The organism is Flavobacterium sp., assembly GCF_044361015.1.
Classification (GTDB): domain Bacteria; phylum Bacteroidota; class Bacteroidia; order Flavobacteriales; family Flavobacteriaceae; genus Flavobacterium.
In genome coordinates, this window is sequence record NZ_JBIKJL010000064.1 from 1 (window position 1) to 10,700 (window position 10,700).

The following is a 10,700-nucleotide window of genomic DNA, read 5'->3' on the forward strand; positions in this document are numbered from 1 at the left end:
GTTGTTGTAAAATAAAACACATCCTATCAAAGAACTAAGAAGTAAATACTATGAAATTATTACCTTTATCTTGGAGTTTTATTTTAATTTTATTAATAACTTCTTGCAGCAGCAATGATGACAGTCCTGCTGCCGCCACTAGAGCAAATATAAGCGGATCTGTTAATTTATATAATGAATCTACAAATCAAGTGGATAATTCAAATATGACCGTCAGTGTTTTAGGCATCATGCCCCTGATTTCAGCTGTAACTGATGCCGAAGGAAAATTTGTTCTTAGTAATGTTCCGTTTGGTACCTTCACACTCGAATATACAAAAAACGGATATGGTACTTATAAAAAATTTGGTGTGGTACATGGAACCAATGGTCAAGCCACTGCATTAACAGCAACCCCATCGCTAGGACAAGTTTCCACCACCAGTATCACTGGTGTTACAGCGAGCACCTCTGCCAATCAAGTAGTGTTATCCATCAGCACCAACCCTGAAGGCAGTGCTGCTAATCGCCGCTACATTCGTTACTTTTTATCAACTAGTCAATCGGTAAGTGAAACCAACTATTCTTATTATTCTCCGGTATTTATATCACAAATTAATCCATTTGAAAAAACAATTTTAGCAACCGAGTTGATTAGTGCAGGTTTTACCTCCGGACAACAAGTTTATGTTAGAGCTTACGGTGATTCATTTTGGGATAATGCTTACGACAGTCCTGAATTTAACAGAAGAATTTTTCCAAATTTGAATGCAAGTACCGTACCTGCCGCTGCCTTTATTGTGCCTTAAAAGCACCGCTGACGCGCGAATCCTTTTGCGTGGTAAATTTTTAAAAAAAAGGTTTTTATTGTCACGTAAAACCAATATATTTACTTCATAATTAATTAAAATCAGTTCGGATGAGGGTTTTTAGACGAACTGACGTTAGCGGCTATTTTTACAGATTTTACTATGACAGACTTAACCATATACAAAGAAGAATTTTGCATTTCAACTGACAAAAGGAAATTAGACTTAGATGCAATTCACGAATTTTTATCAACAAAAGCATATTGGTGTTTAAATATACCTAAAGACAAAGTGCAAACTGCTAATGAAAATTCGTTATGCTTTGGCATTTATCAAGACAATAAACAAATCGGTTTTGCAAGAATAATTACTGACTTTTCAACAATCGCCTATTTGGGCGATGTGTATATTTTAGAAGAATACAGAGGTAGAGGACTTTCAAAATGGTTAATGGAAACCATTATGAGTTATCCGAATTTACAGGGTTTAAGAAGGTGGATTTTACTTACAGTTCACACACACGAGCTTTACCGTAAATTTGGGTGGACTGACATTGCAGACTCAACCAAATGGATGGAACTTCACAATAAAAACGCTTATTCAAAATAACAATGGGAAGCACTTATTATTTATTAGACACTTTTACTAAAGAAAAGTTTAAGGGAAACCCAACACCAATTTGCTTGCTTGAGGAGGTATTAAGTATACAAACAATGCACGCATTCGCAAAAGAATTTAATGCACCAGTAACAGCATTTGTTGAACCTAAAAATGAAAATAAAATTTATCCAATCAGATATTTCACCGTTACAGGTGAAATTCCTGCTTGCGGTCACGCCACATTAGGTGCTGCATTTGTGTTGCACAACCAAACTGTAGGAACTCAAATTGCATTTGAAACAATTGAGAAGATTAGGCTTCAAACAAGAAAGGATAATGGTGTAACATTTATTGAGTATCCGAAATTTAACAAAACAGATTTTGTTATTCCGACAATGCTAATGAATGCATTAGACATAAGAAATAGTCAAACTAATTTCTTTTCTGAAGAACTTCAATCTTTGTTCATTGAATTGGAAAATGAAAACGAAGTAAAACAGTTGTCACCAGATTTTAAAATGCTTTTAGAAAGTACTGACAAAATAAAAGAAGTGGTTGTAATGAGCAAAGCCGAAAACCAAAATTATGATTTTGTTCTTCGTTCTTTTTGTCCTTGGATTGGCATTGATGAAGACCCTGTCACCGGTTCTGTCCATTCTGTTTTAGGGCAGTTTTGGCAAGAACGATTGAATAAAAATGTATTAGTAGCATTTCAGGCATCACAACGAGGCGGACAAATTTTTATTAACCAATTACAGAATACAGTTGAAATTGGGGGTCATGTAGAAATAATTATTGAGGGGAAACTAAAAAAATAAAACAGCCGCTAACACGAGTAACCGTTGCACAACTTCCCCCGCTGACGCGCGAACAATGTCATTAAGTTAAGAGAAAATCCCCATCATTTTGTTCATTCCGACGCAGGAGGAATCTCAGCAATCATTAGCAAATAATGAGATTCTTCGTTCCTCGGAATGAAGTAACCGCTTAACTTAATGACATTGGACGCGCGGATCCTTTCGCGTGGTAAATGTTATAAAGTACGAACATGACGCTTCCACCAGCAGAGGAGTTATTACTATCATTCGGTTTTTATTTTAAAAAATCTCCGTCAATAATAAGAAGCTTGACACCATTTTTGGAAACAGAACGATGTGAACTAAGTTCATCTGATACAATATACGTTTCTCCTTTGGCTAAATTAATTTTTTCGCCTGTACTTAATTCGCTTACAAATGCTCCTTCTAAGCAATGTACAATATGCCCTTTTTTGCACCAGTGGTCTGCTAAATATCCTTCTGAATATTCAACAATTCTTACTCTAAGCCCGTTAAATTGGATTGTTTGCCAAATTGCAATTCCTGTTTCGCCTTTGTATTCGATTTTCTCAACTGAATTCCAATCTATTGTCAGAAAGGGAATAGTACTCATCTTTTTACAGTTAATTTATGTGTCACGTTTTTTATTTTCAGTTTGATTTACCTTTGGGTTGTAAAGCTCCATAAAAATTTCTGATTTTGCAAGTAGCAGTCTTTTCCGTCGCACGTACAACTAGCATTAAGAAATTTTAACGAGATTAAAATAGTGTAAAATACCGGACACTATCTTTGTTTGCAGTTATGAGGCGGTTTTCTTTTCTCTTATCAAACCTATCGCCAATGTTAAAAGTCCTAATGTTAAAATCGCCATGCCAATATATAAAATAACAATGAGTGCTGTTGGTTCATTAATTTGCTTGCCTATGGCTGCTGCAAAAAATCCTAAACTTATGGTAATAGCCGCAATGGGAAATGACAGTCGCGAAATCCATTTCCAGCTTCCTGATAATGAAGAATAGTCTGTGAAAATTTGCGCTACCAGTGCAAGGATTACCAAAACTCCAGCATGGGCATGTCCGGCACGAAACATCGATTTTTGAAAATGGGTTAACGCTAAATATTCTTGCTGACCACTCAAAATGGTAAGCAAAAAATAGCCCCCATAAATAATAGAAGGCACAGTTAAAAGGATAAAGCCGCTTGTCTTTTTTGTTTCTCTTGTCATAATACTCTATTTTTTGTTGTTTACTAATATACCGTTTTTTTACTAACTTTTATTGGTCATTTCGGCCCATTACCTTAGCCGCGATGTTAAGCCGTAATTTGCTGGAAGGCATAATACTTGAGAAAAATGCAAGTAGTTTATTTTTGAAGCCAGGTATTACATGCAGACTTCCTCTCATCATTCCATCGAAACCAACTTGGGCCACTTTTTTGGCTGACATTACGCCACTCTCATAAAGCTTTGCGTCAGACATATCGGCTCTTTCCATAAATTTAGTTTTTGTTGCACCTGGCGACAGTACTGTGGCGGTAACTCCGGTGTTTTCAAATTCTTTATGAATTGCCTCTGTTAAGCTAATCACATAAGCTTTTGAAGCGCCATATACAGCAAAATACGGATCAGGTTGAATGCCAGCAGTAGATGCTACATTCAAAATTCTGCCTTTACCATTTTTTATCATTTGCTTAGCATAATAATAGGTTAGCTCCGTCAAGCTAATGATGTTAAGCCCTAACATTTCTGAGTATTTTTCCATACTGCGTTCAGTAAAAAAACCATAGTCGCCAAAACCTGCATTGTTTACTAAATAGTTTACCGAAAGATTATTGGTATTTACACAGTGGTTAATGTCAACAAATCCATCGCTGGTAGCTAAATCTGTTGCTACGCAAAAAACGGAAATGTTGTATTGTTGCTCGATAGCACTTTTGATATTTTCTAATTTTTTCTCGTTTCTAGCCACTATCAAGATATCGATTTTTTTTTCGGCAAATAATAGGGCTATTTCGTAACCAATTCCACCCGATGCACCAGTTATTATTGCTACTTCTTTCATGATTATGTGATGAGTTTAATGGTTAATGAATTACTTTGTTGCGTAAACGAAAACTTGCAGCTTGAAAAACTGGATGCCGGCATTGGATGCTATGTTCACAATTCTGCCTTTACCATTTTTAATTATTTGCTTAGCATAATAATAGGTTAGCTCAGTCAAGCTTGTGATTTTCAGCCCTAATATTTCTGAGTATTTTTCCATAGTGCGTTCAGTAAAAAAGCCATAGTCGCCAAAACCGGCATTATTTACTAAATAGTTTACCGAAAGTTTATTGGAAATTACATAGTTGTTAATGTCCACAAATCCATCGCTTGTAGCTAAATCTGTTGCTACGCAAAAAACGGTAATGTTGTATTGTTGCTCAATAGCACTTTTAATTTTTTCTAATTTTCGCTTACTTTTAGCCACTATCAAGATATCGATTTTTTTTTGGGCAAATAATAGGGCTATTTCGTAACCAATACCACCCGATGCACCAGCTATTATTGCTACTTCTTTCATGATTAGTCAATGAGTTTAATCATTATTGAATTACTTTGTTGCGTATACGAAAACTTGCAATCTGAAAAATCCGGACTTGAAAGTTTAGGTTTGTAATTATTAGAAAAACCAAAGGGTTCTTTCGGATATCCAAAAAGGTTTTTGTCGAGTTTCCCATTTCCATTTAAGTCATGTGAAACAGCCACGGCATAATCACCGTAAGGAACATCAAATTCAATAGTCACTTCATTGCTTTTTGTAGTCACTTTTGAGTTTTTCCAGTACTTGTTAAATTCCGGAAATTCGTCTCCTGCGCGATAAATTCCAACATAAAGTATCTTTCCCTTACTTTGGATATTTGAAATTTTAATTGAAAGTTTTTTGGTGTTCACAGCTTCTTGCCCATGAACTCCAAGGGCTATGATTAGCCCAAATGCGAGTGTTGCTAATTTCATGATTTGCATCTTTTGTTAATTTAAAATTATGATACAAAGATGAAAAACGGTAAAATGCTATGCATTCACATTTGTGAAGAAATAAATTATTAGGATTTAACAATCTCATTTCGCAACCTGCTAAGACTTTGCGGAGCAATACCTAAATAAGAGGCAATAAGATAATGCTTAAACTTATTTAATAAATAGGGTTCTTCTTTTAAGAGTTGCAAGTACCTTTCTTTTGCAGTTAGTGTTAACAGTGAGAATGCTCTATTATGAACATTTTGATATGCGATTTCCGACATTCTGTTATTCAATGTTGCAATTTTTAAAGAGGTTGCCATAAAGTTTTGAAGGTTTTCGTAACTAAGCATAATAACTTCAATATCTTCAATAACTTCGATTGTAAGATGTGTTGGTGACTTAGAAAGGAAGCTATTGTAATCGAGTAAAAAGTAATTCTCAAATTTGGAATCTTTGTCATTAAAATGAAAACTCCACGTAAACTCTTGCCCTTCGTGATTGATGAAATAAGAACGCGCCTTACCGTAAACTAGGAACGTAATATGTTTACAAATGGATTTTTCCTTAAGAACAATTTCCCCTGCTTTGAAAGACTTTTTTTCTAAGATATTCTCAATTGATTCTATTTCCATTGAGGTCAGGTCAATGTATTGTTTTAAGAAAGTAACAAACGGATTCATTTTTCTGTATTTTTTTATATTATTACACCGGAATTTTCAAATTTCACCATCTTGCTATTGTTGTTAATTTGCAACTTCAGGTGTCTTAACACCCAGCCACCGATGGTACTATTGATCATCTTGCTGGTTTCCTCCCTCTTTTCATGATGCTGATGTCGATAAAGCATCCTGTATTCCAATTATGATATTTAATCTAACAAGTGCTTTATTATTCATAATTGACTTTTTAATAAGTTGTTTAAAATAACTTATAAATTCAGACTGTGAAAAATCTTCACATCCTTTCAAACAAATATACCAAAATAGTTATAAGAAAAACTAATAATTGGAAATGTAACCCACCGCTCCTTCTTTGTGTTGCATAGCTTGTTTAAATACAAAAAAGCAAGCAAGCATTATGATTGAAAGTCTTTTCATTAAATGGTATATACAGTTATCTTATTTCATTTTTTGAGCCATTTATTAAAGCTTTTAGGTTATTCGTTTTAATGCATTATTTTAATTGCAATTAGTTATTGATTTTTGGTTTGTTTAACTAAAAAATATTCAATTTATGCAAATTACATTATTGAAAAAAAGTGACATTATTTCTTTATTATTTATATTCTTATCCCTTATTTATTGTTCAAAATTATGTGCTCAAAATAAAGTTGAGGGCTTGTTGAAAGACGCAAAAGAAAATGGCATCGGTTTTACACCAGTAGTTTTTGCGTCGACAAATGACACATTAAATTTTGATTATAGCATTACCGATAGCATTGGGAAGTTTAATTTTAAGGTCACTAAATCAGGTGTTTATTTTATAAAAGTCAAAGCTCTTGGTTTTAAAGAATTTAAGAGTAGCCCAATTGACATTGATGTATCAAAGGCATCTACTTTAAAACTAAATTTTATTTTAGAAGAGGATGCTACATCTTTACAAGAAGTAGTTGTTGTTAGCAAAAAACCGCTGTTTACCCAAAAAACAGATCGATTGGTTTTTAATGTCGAAAACTCTTTAGCGTCACAGGGTGGCGATGCTATTGATGCCTTGAAAAATACGCCCCTTTTGAAAGTAGATGAAACCAGTGTTTCAATGATTGGTAAAAGTGGTTTGAATGTGCTTATCAATGGCAGACCTATTGCCCTAAAAGGAGAAGCTTTAATTGCTTATTTAAGCACTATCTCCAATGCTTCTATTTCTAAAATTGAAATTATCACAACACCTCCAGCCAAATATATGGCCGAAGGAAATGCAGGTCTTATCAATATCATTTTGAAGAAAAACCCGAATTTAGGTTGGAATGGCTCGTTGAATTCATCCTTTACACAAAAAACCTACTTTTATACAAGAAATAGCGGCGTACTTAATTATCAAACCAATAAGTTTAGTATGACTACAAATCTATTATATAACTATTCCAAAATTGCTGCGTTCGAGAAAGATCAAAATGTATTTATTGATGGTTTTTCTTCTATTAATAGACAAGATAAAGTTTTAAAAAACAATGAGTTTACACCTTCTATAAATTTAAACTATAAATTTAATTCAAGCACTGATGTTTCGCTCATTTATGAGTATAGCAATTCTAAATTTATTTCTGATGATACTTCAAGAAGTTTATTTTTTGACAACTCTGTTTTATCCAATGAATTGCTAAATAAAGGTTACGGCAAAGTACATGGAGATTTTAATAGGGTTCATAGTTTTGTTACAAAACAATTAGACAGCATTGGTAAATCGGTTGAAATTGGATTTCAATTATTAGACAATAAGGTTAATAATGGAAGAGAAAATAGTATAGAAGAAAATTCTGTTTTCTCTTCCACACAAAACTTTTCGGTTAACAATTATAAATTAGGTATAGCCAATATGGATTTTACACTGCCATTCAAAAAAATAAAGACATCAGCGGGGGCTCAATACACTTTTCTTGACAACAAGAGTGATGTTCGTTTTTTTGATATCGTAAATGCTGTACCCGAATTAAATCCTAATCTAACCAATACCTTTGATTACAATGAATATATATGGGCTATATATGCTTCTGCCGAAATTAATCTGAACCCAAAATGGTCTGTACAAGGCGGGATGCGATATGAAAACACAAATTATGAGGGAAAATCGGAAGACAATACAAACACTATTGAACGAAAATATGACAACTTTTTTCCAACATTCTATCTCAGTTACCAGTTTTCTGAAAAAGCCAATTATTCATTTAAATATTCCAAAAGAGTAAACAGGCCCATTTTAGAACAACTAAACCCTTTTCAATGGTATATAAATCCTTTTCAATATGTAGAAGGAAATCCACAGCTTCAGCCTTCATTTACGGATAATTTCGAATTTACTTTTTCCAACAATTCTAATTTAAGTGCTAGCTTATACTATTCTCTAACAAAACAACAAGTGAGTTATTTTGCCGAATTTTTAGAAGACGGAAAAATACAACGTTACAGTTATTTCAACTTATTAGACGCTTATCAATATGGAATTTATGCCAATTATGCTTTTACAAAAATAAATAACTTACAAACTCAATTTAGCGGTAGTTATTATTGGCAAGAAACTAAGTCAAGAGACACACAGTTATTGCCTTCAAGTAAAGGATATGGGGCTACTATTTCAATAGATAATTCATATAAAATTGGAAAAAATAATTTAGTCCAACTTAATTATTCACATAATTTTCCCACTTTCGATGGTACTGCAAATATTGATTATTTTGGGTTTTTAACAGTAGGGTATCGCACAAGTTTTTGGGATAAAAAACTGAGTTTAGGAATAACTGCTTCTACAATAGTTAGTAAAAGAAATGAGATATCTTACAGCCAAATAAGAAACAACGCCACTCTCAACGGGCAAAACGAATATGATTACCAAAGTCTTCGATTAAATTTAACATACAATTTTGGAAATTCTAAAGTAACAGGGAGTAAAGAGAAAAGTGAAGCTGAAGAAGCCAATCGAATTAAATAAAAAAAAGTAAATTTGTTTTTGGCAAATAATTAACACTAAGATTTTTAAAGAATAATGGTTATGAAAAAAACAATCTCGGTTTTACTAGTCCTGCTATTGCTTTTTTTATTTAATAGTTTTCAGATACTAAACTATTATTTAACTAGGATTAGTGGCGATATTGAATTTAATAATATTGAAACTCATATTATATCCTTTTTCGTTTCATTAAGCTCATTAATTTCTACATTAATTTCATGGAAATGGTTAAGCAAAATGAGAGTAAAACGATTGAAGTTTATTTATGCATTTTTACTAACGCTTCCACTGTTTGTGCTTTTTACCTCAGTAATATATATTCTTGCCAGAGCTAGTTATGGTTTAAGTGCATCTTTGGAAATGCTTTGGTTCAATTTAATGTTTACATTATCCTTTGCACATTTTTATGTATCGGGTTTAACGATAGCCTATCTTTTTTTTAATGAAACTAATATTTTAGAAAAAGAATTAATCAAAGCAAAACACGAAATGGAAAGTATGCAGTTGCAAATGCTTAAAAAAAATATGGAACCTCATTTTCTATTCAATAATTTAAGTATCCTATCTTCATTAGCCAGAAAAGACCTTAACCAAGTGGATGGTTTTATTGAAGAATTGGCTGATGTTTATCGTTATTTTTTAGTGCATAATGCGTTTGATACTGTTCCCTTAAAAGATGAATTGACTTTTTTGAGAAAATATATTTCTTTAACTAATCGCAGATTTGATACGGCTTATTCTATTTTACTTGATATTGATAACGAAGATGGGTTTATTATTCCTTTTGCGTTGCAAATTTGTTTAGAAAATGCCATTAAACATAACGAAGGCAGTCCTACCAATCCGCTGAGTATTGAAATAAAAAGAGATGGCGATATCATCCGTATTACTAATCCAATACGCCTTGTTGAAAACACTTTTAATACTGGTCTTGGACTATCAAATATTACCAAACGACATCAATTCCTATTTGATAGGGAATTATTTTTTGGCGTTGTAAATAATAACTTTGTTGTAGAAGTGCCTATAATTCAAATCCAATAAATTCAAAAATGACCATTGTAATACTAGAAGACGAAAGTTTAAATGCTGAGCAGTTGCTTTTTTATATACATAAATACGACCCAACTATTACAGTTGCAGGCCTATTAAAAAGTAATAAAGAAGTTATAGATTGGTTTTCAAAAAACCCAATGCCAACGTTAGTATTTAGTGATATTAAGTTATTAGACGGGTCTGTATTTAATTCTTTGCAACAGGAAACAGTCACTTGCCCTATTATTTTTACCACTGCTTTTAATGACTTTTATCAAAACGCTTTTGATAATAATGGAATTGCCTATCTTTTAAAACCAATTAGCTATAAAAGTTTTGAAAAGGCAATGGATAAATTTAATCGATTGACCCACACACATAATACTATCAATTGGTTAGATTTTTCTGAAGTTATAAAGAAAATGAATGTAACCTATAAAGAACGAATTTTAATTAAAAACGTTAACAATTCGCTGCTTCTTGAAGTTAAAAATGTCATGTATTTTTCAACTAATTTAGGAGTTTGTGAAGCATTTGATAATCAAGGTAGGTCTTATGAATTTAGACAAAAATTTTCAGATTTAGTATCAGAGTTAAATCCAGATATCTTTTTTCAAATCAATAGAGGAGAAGCTATTAACATTCATTATATCGAACTCATAGAACCCTATTTTAATGATCGATTGTCAATTAAAGTTAAAAATCGTACCAAAAGATTGATAACTTCAAGTGCAGTTACAGCGGAATTTAGAAAATGGTTAGAACGATAATATTTTAACTATCCTGGCGAAAATTCCT

12 protein-coding genes are annotated in these 10,700 nt (G+C 32.6%); 6 read left to right on the plus strand and 6 right to left on the minus strand.

All coding sequences use genetic code 11. The features are described 5' to 3' along the window. Positions 1-50 precede the first annotated feature (50 nt). The 3 genes from ACIQ2Z_RS11505 (at position 51) to ACIQ2Z_RS11515 (ending at position 2,206) form a co-directional block, all read left to right on the plus strand. Positions 51-788, plus strand: a complete 738-nt coding sequence (locus ACIQ2Z_RS11505) for a carboxypeptidase-like regulatory domain-containing protein (protein ID WP_396184295.1) — start codon at positions 51-53, stop codon at positions 786-788. Positions 789-950: 162 nt separating this feature from the next. Beyond that, a complete protein-coding gene (locus tag ACIQ2Z_RS11510) occupies positions 951-1,397 on the plus strand; it encodes a GNAT family N-acetyltransferase (RefSeq protein WP_396184296.1) in 447 nt (148 codons plus the stop codon). Positions 1,398-1,399: 2 nt separating this feature from the next. Further along, positions 1,400-2,206 (plus strand): PhzF family phenazine biosynthesis protein, encoded by an 807-nt coding sequence (locus ACIQ2Z_RS11515; RefSeq protein ID WP_396184297.1) that lies wholly within the window; start codon positions 1,400-1,402, stop codon positions 2,204-2,206. 274 nt (positions 2,207-2,480) lie between these two features. Here the strand turns inward: ACIQ2Z_RS11515 and ACIQ2Z_RS11520 are convergent, their stop codons facing one another. The 6 genes from ACIQ2Z_RS11520 to ACIQ2Z_RS11545 form a co-directional block, all read right to left on the minus strand. Next, on the minus strand, positions 2,481-2,819 hold the full coding sequence (locus ACIQ2Z_RS11520) for a DHCW motif cupin fold protein (RefSeq protein ID WP_396184298.1): 339 nt from the start codon (positions 2,817-2,819) through the stop codon (positions 2,481-2,483). Positions 2,820-3,005: 186 nt separating this feature from the next. Continuing rightward, a complete protein-coding gene (locus tag ACIQ2Z_RS11525) occupies positions 3,006-3,431 on the minus strand; it encodes a hypothetical protein (protein ID WP_288113051.1) in 426 nt (141 codons plus the stop codon). Between the two features lie 49 nt (positions 3,432-3,480). Next, entirely contained in the window at positions 3,481-4,266 is a 786-nt protein-coding gene (locus tag ACIQ2Z_RS11530; RefSeq protein ID WP_396184299.1) for an SDR family NAD(P)-dependent oxidoreductase, read from the minus strand. 30 nt (positions 4,267-4,296) lie between these two features. Next, positions 4,297-4,767, minus strand: coding sequence for an SDR family NAD(P)-dependent oxidoreductase (locus ACIQ2Z_RS11535; RefSeq protein WP_396184300.1), 471 nt, complete (start codon positions 4,765-4,767; stop codon positions 4,297-4,299). 2 nt (positions 4,768-4,769) lie between these two features. Continuing rightward, positions 4,770-5,201, minus strand: a complete 432-nt coding sequence (locus ACIQ2Z_RS11540) for a DUF2141 domain-containing protein (protein ID WP_396184301.1) — start codon at positions 5,199-5,201, stop codon at positions 4,770-4,772. Between the two features lie 89 nt (positions 5,202-5,290). Next, entirely contained in the window at positions 5,291-5,887 is a 597-nt protein-coding gene (locus ACIQ2Z_RS11545; protein ID WP_396184302.1) for a Crp/Fnr family transcriptional regulator, read from the minus strand. Between the two features lie 553 nt (positions 5,888-6,440). On the opposite strand from ACIQ2Z_RS11545, the gene ACIQ2Z_RS11550 reads away from it, so the two are divergent. From ACIQ2Z_RS11550 to ACIQ2Z_RS11560, 3 genes are read left to right on the plus strand one after another with little or no spacing between them, the layout of a single operon-like run. Further along, positions 6,441-8,849: a TonB-dependent receptor domain-containing protein gene (locus ACIQ2Z_RS11550; RefSeq protein WP_396184303.1), complete on the plus strand. Its 2,409-nt coding sequence runs from the start codon at positions 6,441-6,443 to the stop codon at positions 8,847-8,849. A 60-nt stretch (positions 8,850-8,909) separates the two neighbouring features. Continuing rightward, entirely contained in the window at positions 8,910-9,911 is a 1,002-nt protein-coding gene (locus ACIQ2Z_RS11555; RefSeq protein WP_396184305.1) for a sensor histidine kinase, read from the plus strand. An 8-nt stretch (positions 9,912-9,919) separates the two neighbouring features. Continuing rightward, the gene (locus ACIQ2Z_RS11560; RefSeq protein WP_396184306.1) at positions 9,920-10,672 is read left to right on the plus strand and encodes a LytR/AlgR family response regulator transcription factor; all 753 of its coding nucleotides are present in this window, start codon (positions 9,920-9,922) and stop codon (positions 10,670-10,672) included. The last annotated feature ends 28 nt before the right edge of the window (positions 10,673-10,700 follow it).

Bases quoted from the DNA above. Each gene is read 5' to 3' on its own strand.
- ACIQ2Z_RS11505 (WP_396184295.1), top strand. From the start codon at position 51: ATGAAATTATTACCTTTATCTTGGAGTTTTATTTTAATTTTATTAATA.
- ACIQ2Z_RS11510 (WP_396184296.1), top strand. From the start codon at position 951: ATGACAGACTTAACCATATACAAAGAAGAATTTTGCATTTCAACTGAC.
- ACIQ2Z_RS11515 (WP_396184297.1), top strand. From the start codon at position 1,400: ATGGGAAGCACTTATTATTTATTAGACACTTTTACTAAAGAAAAGTTT.
- ACIQ2Z_RS11520 (WP_396184298.1), bottom strand. From the start codon at position 2,819: ATGAGTACTATTCCCTTTCTGACAATAGATTGGAATTCAGTTGAGAAA.
- ACIQ2Z_RS11525 (WP_288113051.1), bottom strand. From the start codon at position 3,431: ATGACAAGAGAAACAAAAAAGACAAGCGGCTTTATCCTTTTAACTGTG.
- ACIQ2Z_RS11530 (WP_396184299.1), bottom strand. From the start codon at position 4,266: ATGAAAGAAGTAGCAATAATAACTGGTGCATCGGGTGGAATTGGTTAC.
- ACIQ2Z_RS11535 (WP_396184300.1), bottom strand. From the start codon at position 4,767: ATGAAAGAAGTAGCAATAATAGCTGGTGCATCGGGTGGTATTGGTTAC.
- ACIQ2Z_RS11540 (WP_396184301.1), bottom strand. From the start codon at position 5,201: ATGAAATTAGCAACACTCGCATTTGGGCTAATCATAGCCCTTGGAGTT.
- ACIQ2Z_RS11545 (WP_396184302.1), bottom strand. From the start codon at position 5,887: ATGAATCCGTTTGTTACTTTCTTAAAACAATACATTGACCTGACCTCA.
- ACIQ2Z_RS11550 (WP_396184303.1), top strand. From the start codon at position 6,441: ATGCAAATTACATTATTGAAAAAAAGTGACATTATTTCTTTATTATTT.
- ACIQ2Z_RS11555 (WP_396184305.1), top strand. From the start codon at position 8,910: ATGAAAAAAACAATCTCGGTTTTACTAGTCCTGCTATTGCTTTTTTTA.
- ACIQ2Z_RS11560 (WP_396184306.1), top strand. From the start codon at position 9,920: ATGACCATTGTAATACTAGAAGACGAAAGTTTAAATGCTGAGCAGTTG.